9 protein-coding genes are annotated in these 15738 nt (G+C 72.7%); 3 read left to right on the top strand and 6 right to left on the bottom strand.

Features of this window, described 5'->3' with window-relative positions:
• The first annotated feature begins 3 nt into the window (after positions 1–3).
• Positions 4–1497 (top strand): zinc-dependent metalloprotease, encoded by a 1494-nt coding sequence (locus tag RIN46_RS02930; RefSeq protein ID WP_309080064.1) that lies wholly within the window; start codon positions 4–6, stop codon positions 1495–1497.
• A 13-nt stretch (positions 1498–1510) separates the two neighbouring features.
• Here the strand turns inward: RIN46_RS02930 and RIN46_RS02925 are convergent, their stop codons facing one another.
• A complete protein-coding gene (locus tag RIN46_RS02925) occupies positions 1511–2221 on the bottom strand; it encodes a YgjP-like metallopeptidase domain-containing protein (protein WP_309080065.1) in 711 nt (236 codons plus the stop codon).
• Positions 2222–2380: 159 nt separating this feature from the next.
• Between RIN46_RS02925 and RIN46_RS02920 the strand changes: the two genes are divergently transcribed.
• Positions 2381–3586, top strand: coding sequence for a hypothetical protein (locus RIN46_RS02920; protein WP_309080066.1), 1206 nt, complete (start codon positions 2381–2383; stop codon positions 3584–3586).
• Between the two features lie 48 nt (positions 3587–3634).
• Here RIN46_RS02920 and RIN46_RS02915 read toward each other — a convergent pair whose 3' ends face one another.
• Both RIN46_RS02915 and nudC read right to left on the bottom strand, forming a co-directional pair.
• Positions 3635–5740 carry an ATP-dependent DNA helicase UvrD2 gene (locus RIN46_RS02915; protein WP_309080067.1) on the bottom strand — a complete coding sequence of 702 codons (2106 nt, stop codon included), beginning with the start codon at positions 5738–5740 and terminating at the stop codon, positions 3635–3637.
• Positions 5737–6834 carry an NAD(+) diphosphatase gene (nudC, locus tag RIN46_RS02910; RefSeq protein WP_309080068.1) on the bottom strand — a complete coding sequence of 366 codons (1098 nt, stop codon included), beginning with the start codon at positions 6832–6834 and terminating at the stop codon, positions 5737–5739. Before nudC ends, RIN46_RS02915 begins: the two co-directional genes overlap by 4 nt.
• A gap of 178 nt (positions 6835–7012) precedes the next feature.
• Between nudC and RIN46_RS02905 the strand changes: the two genes are divergently transcribed.
• Positions 7013–8380 (top strand): phosphotransferase, encoded by a 1368-nt coding sequence (locus RIN46_RS02905; protein WP_309080069.1) that lies wholly within the window; start codon positions 7013–7015, stop codon positions 8378–8380.
• 59 nt (positions 8381–8439) lie between these two features.
• Here RIN46_RS02905 and RIN46_RS02900 read toward each other — a convergent pair whose 3' ends face one another.
• The 3 genes from RIN46_RS02900 to RIN46_RS02890 all read right to left on the bottom strand — a co-directional run bounded on the left by RIN46_RS02900 (position 8440) and on the right by RIN46_RS02890 (position 15638).
• Positions 8440–11847, bottom strand: coding sequence for an ATP-dependent DNA helicase (locus RIN46_RS02900; RefSeq protein WP_309080070.1), 3408 nt, complete (start codon positions 11845–11847; stop codon positions 8440–8442).
• Entirely contained in the window at positions 11844–15191 is a 3348-nt protein-coding gene (locus RIN46_RS02895; protein WP_309080071.1) for an ATP-dependent DNA helicase, read from the bottom strand. The genes RIN46_RS02900 and RIN46_RS02895 overlap by 4 nt, the downstream gene beginning before the upstream one ends.
• A 69-nt stretch (positions 15192–15260) precedes the next feature.
• Positions 15261–15638 (bottom strand): MGMT family protein, encoded by a 378-nt coding sequence (locus RIN46_RS02890; protein WP_309080072.1) that lies wholly within the window; start codon positions 15636–15638, stop codon positions 15261–15263.
• Positions 15639–15738 lie beyond the last annotated feature (100 nt).

Genomic DNA, 15738 nt, shown 5'->3' with positions numbered 1-15738 from the left:
CCCATGGCAGACAACTCGGAGAACCAGCGCCCCGACGGCCCGGACGACGACCGCGACCCGTTCAGCGAGATGTTCTCGCAGCTGTTCGGCGGTCAGGGCGGCGGAATCCCCGGTTTCGATCCGCGCAGCATGGATGCCAGCCAGCTGCCGGAGGAATTGAAGAAGGCCATGGGCGGGCAGACGGACCCGGAGGCCATGCAGGCCATGTTCCGGCAGATGCAGAGCCTGATGGGCGCCATGGCCAGCGGCGACGGCGGCGCCGTGAACTGGAAGCTCGCGCAGGACTCGGCGCGGCAGGCCGCTGCAGGAGATGATCCGAGCGTGTCCGACCAGCTGAGGCAGGCCGCCCGCGAGGCCGGCCATCTCGCCGAGCTGTGGCTGGACCGCGCGACGGCGTTCGACGGCGTCCCGGCCGACTTCGAGGCGCTGTCGCGGGCCGAGTGGATCGCCGCCACGATGGACACCTGGAAGGTCCTCACGGCGGATGTGGCCGAGTCGATGTCGACGGCGATGACGACGGCCATGCAGGAGCAGGTCCCCGAGGAGGCGAAGGCGATGCTCGCCGGCGCGCAGGGGATGTTCCGGAACCTCGGCGGCGCACTGTTCGGCATGCAGCTGGGCACGGCCGTCGGCGGACTCGCCAAGGACGTCTTCGGGGCCACGGACATCGGGCTCCCACTCGCCGGGCAGCGGCCCGTGCTCCTGCCGCACAACGTGAAGGCGTTCGGGGCCGACCTTGACGCACCCGAGCAGGAGATCCTGCTCTTCATCGCCCTGCGCGAGGCCGCCCACCTGCGGCTCTTCGCCCGCGTGCCGTGGCTCCGTTCGCATGTGCTGGGCGCGATCGAGGCGTACGCCCGCGGCATCCACATCGACATGTCCCGGGTGGAGGAGGCCATGCGGGACGTCGATCCCCTGCAGCCGGAGTCGCTCCAGGCCATCGCGGGCGAGGGGTTGTTCACGCCTCAGCGGACGCCGCAGCAGGACAGCGCGCTGGCCAGACTCGAGACCGCGCTCGCGCTCATCGAGGGCTGGGTCGACGACGTCGTCGCCGAGGCCGCGGTCAATCTCCCCTCCGCGCCGGCCCTGCGCGAGATGCTGCGCCGGCGGCGCGCCACCGGGGGGCCCGCCGAGCAGGCGTTCGCCTCACTGGTGGGACTCGAGCTGCGGCCTCGCAGGCTGCGGGACGCGGCAGAGTTCTGGAGGGTCATGCGGGAGGAGCGCGGCTACGAGGGGCGGGACGACGTCTGGGCCCACCCCGACCTCATGCCGACCTCGGAGGACCTCGACGATCCCCACGGCTTCACGGAGCGCCGACGGCTCGCCGATGCTGCGGACAGCGAGATCGACGAGGCCCTCACCAAGCTCCTCTCGGGGGGCTTCGACGAGCCGGCCGACGAGACGGAGACCGACAGCGGCAACTCCAGCGGAGCGGGAGGCTCCAACGAGGCCGGCACCGACCGCGAGGACCAGGGGCCAGACCAGGACGACCGGTAGGCCCCGGAGGCACCTAGAGCCAGCCGTTCAGGTCCAGCCCGTCGGCATTCGGCCGGCTGCCGGGTGCCGGCCCGGCGCTCTCCGCCGTGTCCGAGCCATCGGCGTCCGGGCCATCGGCGTCCTCGTCGTCGGGGTCGTCTTCGTCGGGGTCGTCGTCGAGCCCGGGAGTGCTGTCCCCGGTGGCCGTGCCCCAGGCGAAGCTCGCCCCCGCGAGGAAGGCATTGGCCTCCTCCAGACGCGGGTAGCGCCGTTCGAGGGCACGGAACTGGGGGCCGTGGCCGTCAGTGGCGATCAGGTGCGAGAGCTCGTGGACGAGAACCGCATCGAGCACGTAGTCCGGGGCGCCCTTGAGTCGGTGCGACACCCTGATCGACTTGCGCGCACTCGTCGCGGACGCCCACCGCGAATTCTGATTCGTCACCCAGCGGACGACCTCGGGGCGCGCCAACCCGTGCAGGTACTCGACATCCAGCCGCCGGGCCCGCTGGAGCAGGGCGTCGTCGCTGCGCCGGTGCGCCGCGAGACCGCGCTTCGAGCGCATGCGCCGTAGCAGCGAGTCGACGTGGCGCGCCTGCGCGTCCTCGCTCATCCAGGCCGGCACGGTGACCTCGATGGCGGCACCGCGCCACTTGGCCGCCACAGACTTGTTCCTCCGCGTCGACGCCAGGATGCGGACGGGCGTGCCGTCGTCGATCCGGTACTCGCGGATGACCTGCAGTGCCATGGCCCGTCCTCCTCGTTGTTCCCCGGGCGGCCCCTCACGGACCGCCCAGTGCTCTCGACCACTTGAGAATCTACAGTCGGGCCGTCCGGGGTCCCGCATCTCGACGCCCGGTTGTGGATAACCCCACGCCCCCGACGCGAAGCGTGCAACGATGCCGGGATGAGCATCCCCGTCACACCCGCACCGCCTCCCCCACCGTCCCGTCTGCGGCCCGCCCCCGCCGGTCCCGCAGGACCGGCCGGGTATGCCGCGCCCCCGCTCGGGATGCAGCACCCGCCACGGCGCTGCCTCAATCCGGGCTTCGCCCTGCAGCGCGACGGCGACTGCCTGCGGATCGGCGGCGGCCGAACCGCCCTGGAACTGCAGGGGCTCGACGATGCCGACCACGCCTACGCGACGGCCCTCGCCCACCGCAGCTCCCGCTCGGCTCCGCCCCTCGTGGCCGACCCCGGCTACCCGCCACCCGAGCGCTGCCGCGAGCTCGACGCGCTGCTGGCCCCGGCTCTGGTGCCGGTCCCGCCCGGCCCGGCGCGCACCGGGACCCGGCTCGGGCTCGCACCGGACATCGCCCACTGGTCCGTCGCCTACGACCAACACGCCGGGCGCGGCCTGCAGCGCCGGGCGGAGGCCGTCGTCGTCCTGGAGGGCGCACCGCGCGCCGCCCAGTACGCCGCCGATCTGCTCCTCGGCGCAGGCATCGGCACGCTCGTGGTGCGCGACGCAGGCTCCGTGACCCCGCAGGACGCCCTGACCGGACTCCTGAGCCGGAACCGGATCGGCCGCCCGCGCGGCAGCGAGCTGCTCCGCGCCCTCGCCGCCCGCCACCCGGACGCCCGGCTCTGCGCCGACCTGCCGGACCGTGCCCCGTCCCCCTCGCGGCGGCAGAGCGCCGATGCGACGACCGGGCGCGGCACGCTCGATACGGCATCGGAGGCGACCACGGTGGTCCTCCTCTCCTCGTCCCGGCACGGTGGAGCGCCGGGGGCCGCCCAGTCGGCCGCCGCGGTGGACGAGCCGCCCGAGCACTGGCTGCTCCTGCCGCTCGAGCACGGCGACGGGACGGCCAGTATCGGTCCGCTGCACGTGCCCGGGCTGACTCCCTGCCGGGAGTGCGGCAACCGGGCACTGGATCGGCTGCGGGCGGAGCGGACGGCACTCCCGTGCCTGCCGCGCCCCACGGAACTGGAGCTGACGCTCGCCGCGACCGTGGGCAGCCTGGCCGCCATGCACGTGCTGATGGCCGTGGATGCCGTCAACGTGCCGGCCTCGGCCGCTCGGATCATCGGCGTGGATCTGGCCACCGGCGGCCTGCGCTACGACGACGTCGCCCCGCGGCCGGGGTGCCTGTGCATCCCGGCCGGTTGAGAACGCCCGGTCGCCTCCCGCACCCCGTCTCCGGTGCGAGCGGGCCGATCAGGCCTCCGCGCCGCCCAGGATCGAGAGCACCTCCGACCCGTAGCGTTCGAGCTTGGTGCGCCCGACGCCCGGGATCTTCGCGAGGGCGGCCGTATCCTGCGGGTTCTGCTCGGCGATGGCGATGAGGGTCGCATCGGTGAAGATGACGAAGGCCGGTACCGCCGCATCCAGCGCGGTGGCGCGCCGCCATTCGCGGAGCTGCTCGAACACGGCCTCGTCGTACCCGGCCGGGCAGTCGTTGCAACGCCCGACCTTGCGCTGACCCGGCGTCGACAGCAGGCTGCCGCAGACCCGACAGGTCGGAGGACCCGCCTGACGGCGCCGCTTGACCGGCTTCGCTCCGGGGATCCCCGCGGCCTCGGCGCGGGGGCGGAGGCGGTCGAGGAATCGGGACGCGCGGCGGCTCGCCCGTCCGCCGGGCGTCCGGGAGAGCGACCAGCTCAGGGACAGGTGGATCCTGGCCCGGGTGATGCCCACGTAGAGCAGGCGCCGTTCCTCGTCGTACCCGGCCTGGTCATCGGCGAAGGAGATCGGCATCAGCCCGTCGCTGAGCCCGACGAGGAACACGGCGTCCCATTCGAGCCCCTTGGCCGAGTGCAGGGATGCCAGGGTGACGCCCTGGACGGTCGGCGCGTGCTGCGCTGCCGCTCGTTCGTCGAGCTCCGCCACGAACTCCATCAGCGTGAACGACTGCTCGGGTCCCGAGCGCGTGCGCTCCAGCTCCTCAGCGAGAGCGACGAGCGCGCTGAGCGACTCCCAGCGCTCGCGGACCGCTCCCGACGCTGCCGGCGGCGCCTCGCTGTAGCCGAGCGAGGACAGGATGTCCTTGACCTGCTGGGTCACGCTGCCCTCGGCGTCCAGGCGGGAGGCGGCCCGGAGCTGGAGGATGCCGTCGCGGACCTCACGACGCTGGAAGAACCGCTCTCCTCCCCGGAGCTGGTAGCCGATGCCTGCGGCTGCGAGCGCCTGCTCGTACGTCTCCGACTGCCCGTTGGTCCGGTACAGGATCGCGATCTCGGAGGGTTTCGTTCCCTCGTCGATGAGCGTCTGGATCCGCTGGGCGACGAACGCGCCCTCCGCCTCGTCGTCCCCGAGCTCGTGGAACGACGGCGGCGGACCATCGTCGCGCTGGGCGACGAGTTCCAGCGGCTCCGGCCAGACGACGTCCCGGTCCGGCACCCCGGCCTCGATCCGGCGCCCGCTGAGGAGCCGATTGGCCAGATCCACGACCTGGGGTGTGGAGCGGTAGTCGCGGACGAGCCTGACGACGGGTGCTCCCGGATGGGACTTCGTGAACTCGAGCAGGTGGGCGGGCGTGGCCCCGGTGAAGGAGTAGATGGTCTGGCTGGCGTCGCCGACCACGCAGAGCTCGTCCCGGTCCCCCAGCCAGAGGTTCAGGAGCCGCTGCTGCAGCGGGGAGACGTCCTGGTACTCGTCGACGACGAAGTGCCGGTACTGGCTGCGGATCTGCGCGGCGATGCGTTCGTCCGTGTCGAGGATGCCGACGGTGAGGAGCAGGACGTCCTCGAAGTCGATCATGTGCCGGTCAGTCTTCACGTCCTCGTAGGACTGGAAGATCCGGGCGACGGTCGTCTTGTCGAAGCCTGCGACGTCGGCCCGTCCGGCGGCCGCCTCCACGTAGTTCTCCGGCGTGTTCATCGAGACCTTGGCCCACTCGATCTCGGCGGCGAGGTCGCGGATGGAGGCTCGATCGGTGCTCATGCGCAGGCGCCGGGCGGCCTCGGCGACCATCTGCGCCTTGTAGTCGATGATCGCCGGCATCTGGCCGCCGATGGACTGGGGCCAGAAGTACTGGAGCTGGCGCAGGGCCGCGGCGTGGAACGTTCGGGCCTGGACGCCGGGAGCCCCGAGGTCACGCAGCCGCGTGCGCATCTCCGCTGCAGCGCGGGCGGTGAAGGTGACGGCCAGGACCTGGTTGGCCTGGTAGGCGCCCGTCTGGACCCCGTAGGCGATCCGGTGGGTGATGGCGCGGGTCTTGCCGGTTCCCGCCCCCGCCAGGACGCACAGCGGTCCCGCGAGGTGGGTGGCCACGGCGCGCTGTTCGGCGTCGAGTCCGTTGAGGATGGGGTGGTCGGTGCTCACTCGCTCTGATTCTCCGGCTGGCGCGGTTCGGGCAACGGCTCACCGTACCAAAGTTCCACCAGCGCCCTGGCGACGGACGCCGGGGTGGGCACGCCGATCTCCTCCGACTCGACGGCGGCGGCGAGCTCCTGCCGGGTGAACCACCGCAGGTCGACGATCTCCTCGCCGTCGGGCGTGGGCTCGACGTCGTCCGTGCTGGCCGTGAAGGCCAGCATGAGGGAGGCGGGGAGCGGCCAGGACTGCGAGCCGGCGTAGCGAACGGTGTGGAGCCTGATCCCGGCCTCCTCCTGAATCTCCCGGACGACCGCTGCCTCGAGCGTCTCCCCGGGCTCGACGAAACCCGCCAGCGTCGAGTAGCGCCGCCCGCCCCAGGCCGCGTTCGCGCCGAGCAGCAGCCGATCCTCGGCATCGGTGACGGCCACGATCACGGCCGGATCCGTGCGCGGGAAGTGCTCGCTGCCGTCGGCCGGGCACACGCGCACCCATCCGCTCTGGGTGACCGCGGTGGCGGTTCCGCAGCGCGGGCAGTGCGTATGGGTGCGATGCCAGTTGACGATCGCCGTAGCCGCCAGGACGAGTTCCAGCTCGGCCGGTCCGAGGGCCGGCGCGAGCTCGCGCAGGCCGGACCAGACGACGTCGGCCGCGCTCTCCGCGTCGGGGAGCCGCGGCACACCCAGGCAGTCCCCGTCGAATTGGGGGTGCGCCGGCGCGAGGGGCACCACCGCGACGACGTGGTGCGACGCCGCCTCGCCACCGGGAGCGTCCGGGATCCGCGCCTCGCCCAGATAGACGCGCAGCAGCGGAGCACCGGTCGGCGGCTGCCCGGCGAACGGCTCCTGGCGAGTGAGCACGAGCCGATCCCCGCGCGGCGAGTTCCCGCGTGGGGCTTCGCCGTGCGAGCTGTCCCCGCGCGTCGGGACGGCGAGGATGCCCCGCCGGGGCCAGACGGCGAGATAGCGGGTTCCCTCGTCGGCGGCGAGCCGCTCCATCCAGTCGTCGGCGGCGCGCGCGGCGCAATGGCGCTCGAGCGGATCCGCGGCCGCCGCGCCGGAGGCCAAGGGCGCGATGCCGGATGCTTCGATACGGGCAGTCATGGGTCCTACCGTACTCGGGGCGCCACCGCTCCCGCGCTCGCGCCCAGTCCCCTGTGGAGGACGACAAGTCGACTAGGCGCGCCCCCTGTACGTTTGCCCAATATTGGCGACTCGCCGCCACCGTCGGCCGCCCGGTGCCGCCGTCGCACACTACGGTGTAAGGGTGAAACGCTCTCCCATGGAACTTGCCGCCATCGCGACGGCCGCCGTCCCGGGGCTCTCCCCTGTCGGCGTCGCAGCGCTGGCTGACGATGCCGACGACTTCGATTCGGCGCTGGTCCGGGACTCGCAGAACAACCAGTGGCGGATCCGCGCACCACGGCACGACGAGGCCAGCATGCGGCTCGAGACCGAGCTCGCCGCGCTGCGCTCGTTCACGCCCGCCGTGCGGGCGGCCCTGCCCTTCCGGATCCCGTCGATCGCGGGCACGGTCCGGCAGGGGCCGCTGCGGACGTTCGTGTACAACCACCTCGACGGCTTCGCGGTGCCGCTGGACGAGCTCATCGCCGCCGGTGGCACGACGGCCGCGAACATCGGCCGCGCCATCGCGGCGATCCACAGCCTGCCGGAGGAAGTCGTCGACCGCGCCGACCTGCCGGTCTACTCGGCGGACCAGTTCCGCCAGCGCCGTCTGAACGAGCTGGACCAGGCCGCCACCACGGGCAAGATCCCCTCTCGGCTGCTGCGACGGTGGGAGCACGCCCTCGAGGACGTGGGGCTCTGGCGGTTCAATCCGACGGTCGTCCATGGCGACCTCCACGAGGACCACCTCCTGGTGAAGGGCTCCTCCGTCACCGCCGTCACGGGATGGACCGATCTGCGTATCGGCGACCCCGCCGACGATCTCGCCTGGCTCGCGGCCGCATCCGAGCCCTCGTTCAGCGACGCCGTGGTCGAGGCCTACGTCGCCGAACGCGGCGAGAAGTCCGACCCCCACATCATGCGGCGGGCCGCTCTGGCCGCCGAATTCGCACTGGCCCAGTGGCTGTCCAAGGCGTTGGCCGGGGGCGAGCAGGCGCGGGTGCACGAGGCGGAGCAGATGCTGATCGATCTCGACCAGGACATCGCCGAGTACGGTGGGCAGCCGATCAGCGTGGTCGAGCCACCGCGGTACACCCCCGGTGAGGCAGCGCAGTCCGACACCGCTCAAGCCGGTGCCCAGGCCACCGCGGCCGACGAGGCCGGCGCCGGGGCGACGCCGCTCCGGAGCGTCCCGGCGGAGACCCCGCCCAGCCCCGGCGGGGCCGATGCCGCGGCACCGCCGGCGGAGGGGCGAGTCGTGGAACTCCCGCCCGTCGCCGAGCCGGAGAGCGCGACGAAGGGCCCAGACGGGGTGGTCGACGACCCCGCGCCGGGCCCCGGAGACGCCCCCGAGGCGGAGGCCGACAAGGACGGTGCGGCGGGCAACGAGCCGGCCGGCGAGGACACGGCACACACCGATTCCGCCGCCGAGGACCCTGCGTCGCCGGATTCCCCGACCGAGCCCGAGGCTGCCACCTCCGACATGCCGATCATCCAGATCCACGCGAAGAAGCGCGACGACTAGCGACGATCCAGCGGGAACCGCGGCCGGCGAGGACCACACCGGGTCGACGCCCGGAGCCGTCAGTCGGGGAACGCCGAGGCGATCAGCTCCTCGAGCTCTCCCTCAGACGCCAGCCGCGGCGGTCTCAGTGTCCGCCCCTGGGTGACATAGAAGAACGCGGCGTCGACTCTGTCGACGTCCAGACCATGGAGGCGGGCCCAGCCGAGCCGGTACACGGCGAGCTGGATCGCCTTCGCCTCGGCCTCCCGACCAGTCGGCACGCGGCCCGTCTTCCAGTCCACCAGTGTCCAGTGGAGCTCGCCGTCGGGTCGCCGCTCGGCGAAGACGGCGTCGATCCGACCACGGACGTTGACCGGGCCGATGTTCGTCTCGAAGGGGACCTCGACCTCCACGGGCTGCCGGTCCGCCCACTCCGATGCCAGGAAGGCCGCCTTCATGTCCTCGAGGTCGTAGGCGTCGTCGATGTGGGTGTCGGCCGCGGTGGTCCACTCCTCCATGTCGAGCATGCCGCTGCTGCCGAATCGCTCCTCGACCCAGGCGTGGAAGGCGGTGCCCTTCCGTGCGGCCAGGCCCGGGCGACGCGGAACGGGGCGCCTGAGCTGGGCGAGGACGGCCTGTCGTTCGCTCGCGAGGTCGACGAACAGCGACGCCCTGACGTGCCGCGGCAGTTCGTACTCCTTCGGCGCGGCTGTCCGCTGCTGCCGTTTCAGGAGCAGCTCCGCCTCGGCGAGCCAGGCGCGCCCCTCCTCCGTGGCGATGCGCTGGGCGGCTTCGTCGTGCTCGACCTCGGTCGCGGCTGCGCCGGTCCGGCCCGCTGCAGCCGCGCGAAGGGCGACCGCCGTCTCGCGGACCCGCGCAGCGGCCCCCTCGAGGGCGGGCCGTCTGGACGGCGGGGGTGCCAATTCGACGCCGCCGCGCGTGACGTGCGGGCCCTCCAGCGGGTCGAAGGGCCAGACCGCCTCGAGTGGCTCCTCACGGTAGGGGTTCTCGGTCGGCGCGTCCTCGTCGGCGCACCAGATGCTGGGCACGGCGCGCGGCGTCGGGCCCTCCGTCAGCGGCAGCAGGTCCTGCATGAACGGCGAGACGCCGACGGGTTTGCTCCGGCTGCCGCACCAGACGGAGCAGGTCGCAATGAGGAGATGCCGAGCGCGGGTCAGGGCGACGTACGCGAGCCGGCGCTCCTCGAGCTCGACATGGGCGGCGACCAGGCCCTTGAACTCCTTCTCTGCCTCGAGGACTGATTTGAGGTCCGGCTGGTCGAGGTCCCACTGGGGAAGGTCGTGCCGGTCCCCGCGCAGCGGCCACGGCAGTGCCTGGTGTCCGCTGCTCCACCGGTTGTCCCGGGCTGTCGGGAACACGCTGTCGTTCAGCCCCGCCACGGCGACGACGTCCCATTCGAGGCCCTTGGAGGCGTGGATGGTCAGGAGCTGGACTGCGCGTGAGCCGGTGTCGCCCTGCGGGATCGGCAGGCCGCCCTCCTGCTCGGCGGCGGCATCGAGCCAGGCGAGGAATCCGGTCAGCGATGTTCCGGCGGCGGTCGAGCGATAGGTCGCCGCCACATCGGCGAACGCGTCGAGGCTGCGACGGGCCGCGTGGATGTCCTGGCCGGGCTTGGCGGCGAGTTCGATGTCGAGTCCGAGGGTCCGCTCGACCTCGTTCAGCAGGGCGAGCAGGTCGTCGTCGACGAACGTGCGCAGGTACCGGACCTCCTGCTGGAAACGGCCCAGGCGCTCACGCGCGGCGACGGTCAGGCTCCGACCGCTGCGGCTGGTCCATCCCGGGGGCGGCAGTTCGTCGAGGGCCTCGACCAGGCTCGCCATGTCGGTGATCTCCTGGGGCGGCGCGCTGGGACCGGCGGCGTCACTCTCCGATTCGGTCGACGTCTCGGGGTTCGGCGCGGGGGCGGCCAGGGCACGCTGGCGGCGCCAGGCGAGGGCCTGTGCCCACTCGGAGAACGCGAGGAGGTCGGCGGGGCCGAGCCGCCAGCGGGCGCCGGCGAGGAGGCGCAGCAGCGCGTCGGACCGGTTGGGGTCCACGAGGATGCGCAGTGTGGCCACCATGTCGACGATCTCGGGCAGGGCGAGCAGACCGGACAGGCCGACGATCTCGTAGTCCATCCCGAGTTCGTCGAGCGCCGCGGCCATCTCGGCGAGTTCCTCCCGGCGCCGGAACAGCACGGCTGCGGTGGGCAGCGTGCCGGTCTCGCGCAGGGCGCTCTCGCGTGCCTCCTGCAGGCGACGGCCGAGCCACCGCATCTCCTCCCCGCTGGTGGGGAGCCGGGCGAGTTCAACGCGCCCCGCGCCGGCGACCGGGCTCGGGACGAGCGGTTCGACGCCGATGGAGCCGCCCCGCTCCGACTCGCGGACCAGCGGTGCGGAGACAGCGTTCGCCGCCTCCAGGATGTTCACGGAGTTCCTCCATGCCGTGGTGAGGTGCGCCGCGACAGCGGGCTCCCGTCCCGACTCGGTGACCCTGGGGAACTCCTGGGGGAAGCGGAAGAGCTGACCCGCGGAGGCGCCGCGGAACCCGTAGATCGACTGGTTGGGGTCGCCGACGGCTGTGACGGCATGACCGTCCCCGAAGAGGGACGAGAAGAGGACCATCTGAGCATGCGAGGTGTCCTGGAACTCGTCCAGGAGCACGACCTTGAACCGCGACCGTTCCTCCTCGCGCGCCGCGGGGACGTCCCGGGCGATCCGGGCCGCGAACGCGACGAGGTCGCCGTAGTCCAGGACCGAGCGCTCGCGCTTGGCCGCCGCGTATCGTTCGGCCAGACGGGCCACGGCTGCGCGGGTGCGCAGCATGCCGATGATCTTCTCGGCCGCCTGGGCCCGGTCCTTCTCCTTGCCGGCGAGATAGGGCAGCGCGTCGAGCCGAGCCGTCTCGGCCTCGAGGTGGGCAGCTGCCTCGCCCGGGGCGATCAGGTGCTCGGCGCATTCGGAGGCGAAGTGCACGACGGCGTCGGTCAGGGTCGAGCGGGCCGCCTGCAGCTCGGCGGGATCGCCGTCGTACTCCTGGACGATCCGGTCCGCGAGCTGCCAGGTCTGCGCGCTGCCGAGGAGCTCCGCGTCGGGTTCGATGCCGATGCGCATGCCGTGGTCCGCGACGAGCGAGTTCGCGTAGGCGTGGTATGTGGAGACGCTGGGCTCGCCCAGCTCGTCCAGCTCTCCGTCGATCAGCCCGTGCTCGGCGAGCCGCATGAGCTGGATCCGGATGCGGTGGGCGAGTTCCCCGGCCGCCTTCCGGGTGAAGGTGACCCCGAGGACTTCGTCCGGGCGGACGAACCCGTTCGCGACGAGCCACACGACCCGATCCGCCATGGTCGCCGTCTTGCCGGATCCCGCGCCGGCGATCACCAGCATCGGCTCCAAGGGGGCAGAGATGATGGCCGACTGCTGCTCGGTCGGCTGGAACTGGCCGAGTCGGTCCGCGAGGTCCTCCGGAGTGAACCGCATCGAGGTGATCACGGCTGCGTCACCTGCCTTCCTTCGTCGCACAGCGGGCAGACTCCCGGGAGCCTGCAGGGCACAGAGCGCCCCCTGGAGGGGTCGTGGCGGGCCAGGAAGTCGGCAGCGCCCATGAGGCCGGCGGCCTCGAGCACCAGTGGCGTGGCCCAGTCGTCGTCGGCGCCCCGGATGGGGTGCTGCTCCTGCGGCTTGGCCGTCTTCGTCCCGTCGCCCAGCTGGACCAGGGCTGCCCCTGCGGGACACGGGAGGACGGGCAGCGGGAGGCGGTCCCCGAGCGCGCCGGCGAGCACCGCTGCCTGGTAGGTCCCCAGCTGTGGATGCTGCTGGACCTCCTCCCGGGTCGGCTTCGATTTGCCGGTCTTGAGGTCGACGACGTACGGACGCCCGTCCTCGCCGAGCTCCACGCGGTCGATGACGCCCTTGATGCGCGCCTGCCGACCGTCGCGGTCGACAACGACGTCGATGGGGATCTCCTGTCCGACGAGCCGCCTCCCGCTCTTGCGCATCTCGATGCCGTAGAGGGCCAGTTTGCGCAGCATCTCCTCGGCCCGGGTCCGGTCCTTCTCAGTCTCCCAGCCCGGCGGAAGGTCCAGATCGGGCCATCGGCGCTCCAGCTCCGCCTTGTACTGGTCGCCGGTCGCCTCGGGCATCTCCTCGGCGATGGAGTGCACGAGCGTACCCAGACTGCGCGCGAAGTCGACCGCGGCCTCCCCGCCGGCGGCCTGGACGAACCAGTTCAGCGGCGATTCCAGAACCGCCTGGACGCGCGAGGGCGAGACCGCGGGGACCCGGTCCGGCGGTGCCGTCGGGCCGGTGCTCGTGGACGGCACGAGGCCCCACCACGTGTCGGGGTGGGCCCCGCGGACGCCGGCGTGGGCCAACCGGCCGAGGACGACACCGGCGTCCCTGCCCTCGGGCGGTTCGTCGTCGACCGCGGTGGACCGGCGCGCCTCGGCCGGCTCCCTCGCTGCGGCCAGGGCCGATGTCTGGCTCGCCTCCGCCGTGCGCCGGAGGTGGGCGACGAGGCCTGACAGCGTGTACGGACGCGGCACCGGCGTGAGGGGGCGGTCGGCCTCCAGCGGGTCGATCAGGTCGATCAGGGCCGAGGGCTGCGCGTCCTCGGAGGCCACCGCGATGCAGACGAGCTGCTCCCGGGCTCGCGATGCTGCGGCGGCGAAGGCGCGGAACTCGTCGGCGCGCACAGCGCGGACGCGGGAGGCAGCGTCACGCTGCTTCATGGCCTCCGCACCGTCCTCGACGAGGGCGGAGAGGGCGCCGGTCCTGAGCAGCTCCCCGCGGAGCCGGGTGTTGGGCCAGATCCCCTCCTGCAGGCCGGGGATCAGGACCAGGTCCCATTCACGACCCACCGCGGCGGCCGGAGTGAGCACGGAGACGGCCTCCGCAGCGCCACCGCGACCGGCGAGCGAATCCATGGGGAGGTCCTGGGACTCGATGTAGTCGACGAACTGGGCGATCGTCGCCCCCGGCAGCTGGTCGATGTAGCGCTCGGCGGCCTGGAACAGGGCCAGCAGTGCGTCTAGGTCCAAGTCCGCGCGCTGGCCCGCGCTTCCCCCGGCGAGCGCAGCCTGACGCCAGGACTCCTCCAGCCCGGACGCGTGCCACAGGGACCACAGTGCGGTCTCGACGTTGGCGCTGTCGTCGTCGAGGTGGGCCTGCAGGGCGGTGAACATCCGCACGATCCGCCGGGCACCGCCGGCCTCCCGTCCGAGCCCGGTCAGGAGCTCGGGCTCGCGGAAGACGGCCCCGAGGAGTTCGCTGCTGCTCCGGCGCGGCAGCGAGCCGTCGGCAGCGCGAAGCCGCTGCCGCAGCCGCCGCACGTCGAGAGCCGTAGCGCCGCCGAAGCGCGACGTCATGAGGGACTCGGCCAGCTCCGGGGAGGGGACGGGGTCGTCGCTCTGGGCCAGGTCGAGTAGCGCGACCAGCGGCCAGACCGCCGGCTCGTCCTTGAGCGGGACCTCCGCTGGCGGGACCGTCACGGGCACGCCCTGCTGGGTGAGATGACGCGCCATGTCCCGCACGAGCCCGCCATGACGGACGATGACCGCGATGTCATTGAGGGATCGCCCGTTCAGCAGGTGCTCCTGCAGGACCCGGAGGGCCACGTACCGCTGCTCGTGCACGGGGCTCTCGACGAGATGCGCTGCGGCCGCCCCCGTCTGCCCTCGGCCGTCGGTCCGGACGTCGCGCCCGGCGCGTCCAGCCGAGACCGGGATGCGACGCACCACCCGTGCCCACGCCTCCGCGACAGCCGTGGGCATCCTGAAGGACTCCGTGAGTTCCACACGCCGGACCGGACGCTCCGCCGTGCCCAGAAACGCCTCGACGCGGCCCAGGAAGTCCGGCCGGGCACCCCGGAACCCCTGGACGACCGAGTCCGGGGCCGCGAACGCCAGCACGTCTCGACCACGGCCCAGCGCGGACAGCAGCCTGTACTGCGCGGGGTTGGCCTCCTGGAGGTCGTCCACGACGATCAACTGCAATCGGGCGGTCTCGGCCTCGCGGAGCTCCTCGTGCTCCTCCAGGAGAGCGGCGGCCGTGCTGATCAAACCGGCGGGGTCGAAGGCCTCGGCATTACCGAGGTCCAGCAGGTCTCGGTACTCCTGGTAGACGTGGGCGGCGGCCTCCCACTCCGGGATCAGATGCCGCCGGCCGAGCTGTTGGACATCGGCCGGCTCGAGCCCGTGCTCGGAGAGCCGGTCGAAGAATTCGCGGAGCTGACCCCGGAACCCCCGCGTCTCGAGGGCCTCGCCGAGCGACTCCGGCCAGCCGGGGGCGCTCGGCGCGCCCTGGGCATGACCGGTGAGGATCTGCCCGATGAGGGCGTCCTGCTCCGGTCCGGTCAAGAGGCGGGGCGGACGTTGGAGCTGCGGCAGGAATCCCCCCAGCCGCGCACGCCGGATGAGGTCGAACGCGTACGAGGACCAGGTGCGCACGGCCGGCTCGGAGAACGTCACGTCCACCGCCTCCGAGAGCCGGTCGCGCAGCCGCGCCCCGTGGGCACGCGCGGAGGTCAGCACGAGCAGTTGCCCCGGCTCGAGGTCGGCGGCCGGAGCTGCGGGCCCGGCCCCGGGTGACCGGCCGGAGCCCGCTCCGAGACCGAGACGGCGGGCGACGACCGCGAGCAGAGCCGTCGTCTTGCCGGTGCCCGGGGCGCCGAGGACGAGGACCGGCCCATGCCCTCGGCGGAGAGCCGTCACGGCTTCCTGCGCCGGCGACAGGCTCTGCAGGTGCAACGGCCCTGCTGCGTCCGATCGATGGTCCCGGGGCTCCGTCGCGGTGCCGAGCTCCGCCGCGGTGCCCGGTGGCGCCTCGGTAGCCTCCATGCCGCTCCTCCTGGTCCGCAGGGCTGTCTCTGACTGCCCTATGCAATCACGTGGCTCCCGCATCTTGGCTCACGGGTCGCCACCGCTCCGGTCCTCCCCCCGATGCAGCAGCGCGGCGATGGCGTCGATCCTGGCGAACTCGTCGACGGACGGCCGCCATCTTGCGTCCGGGAAGCGCACGCGATCCGGGCCGCTGCCCCGCACCGGTGTCGACTCGGACACCCAGTGGGGCCGTGCACGTTCCGCCAGTTCCCTCGGCAGCGAGCCGTCGGCGCGGACGACACGCCACCAGGGCAGATCCTCTCCCGCGCTGCCGGCCATGGCGGCCCCGACCTGACGGGGCCCGCCCGCGCCCAGCAGTTCGGCCACGTCGCCGTAGGAGACGGCCGATCCCGCGGGGATGCAGGCGACGACCTCATAGATCGCGAGGTTCAGGGGACTGTGCACACCGGCCAGCGTAGTCCGACCGCCTACGTCGGCGAGAGGGCCGGGACGGTGGGCCGGCGACGCGACCGGTCCTATCCCGAGGGCTGCTGCCGGTACCGTT

It is taken from the genome of Zhihengliuella sp. (assembly GCF_031178195.1).
In the GTDB taxonomy this organism is placed as follows: Bacteria; Actinomycetota; Actinomycetes; order Actinomycetales; family Micrococcaceae; genus Zhihengliuella.
This window is presented reverse-complemented; position numbering and strand designations above follow the sequence as displayed.

Bases quoted from the DNA above. Each gene is read 5' to 3' on its own strand.
- RIN46_RS02895 (WP_309080071.1), bottom strand. From the start codon at position 15,191: ATGGAGGCTACCGAGGCGCCACCGGGCACCGCGGCGGAGCTCGGCACC.
- RIN46_RS02930 (WP_309080064.1), top strand. From the start codon at position 4: ATGGCAGACAACTCGGAGAACCAGCGCCCCGACGGCCCGGACGACGAC.
- RIN46_RS02905 (WP_309080069.1), top strand. From the start codon at position 7,013: ATGGAACTTGCCGCCATCGCGACGGCCGCCGTCCCGGGGCTCTCCCCT.
- nudC (WP_309080068.1), bottom strand. From the start codon at position 6,834: ATGACTGCCCGTATCGAAGCATCCGGCATCGCGCCCTTGGCCTCCGGC.
- RIN46_RS02920 (WP_309080066.1), top strand. From the start codon at position 2,381: ATGAGCATCCCCGTCACACCCGCACCGCCTCCCCCACCGTCCCGTCTG.
- RIN46_RS02925 (WP_309080065.1), bottom strand. From the start codon at position 2,221: ATGGCACTGCAGGTCATCCGCGAGTACCGGATCGACGACGGCACGCCC.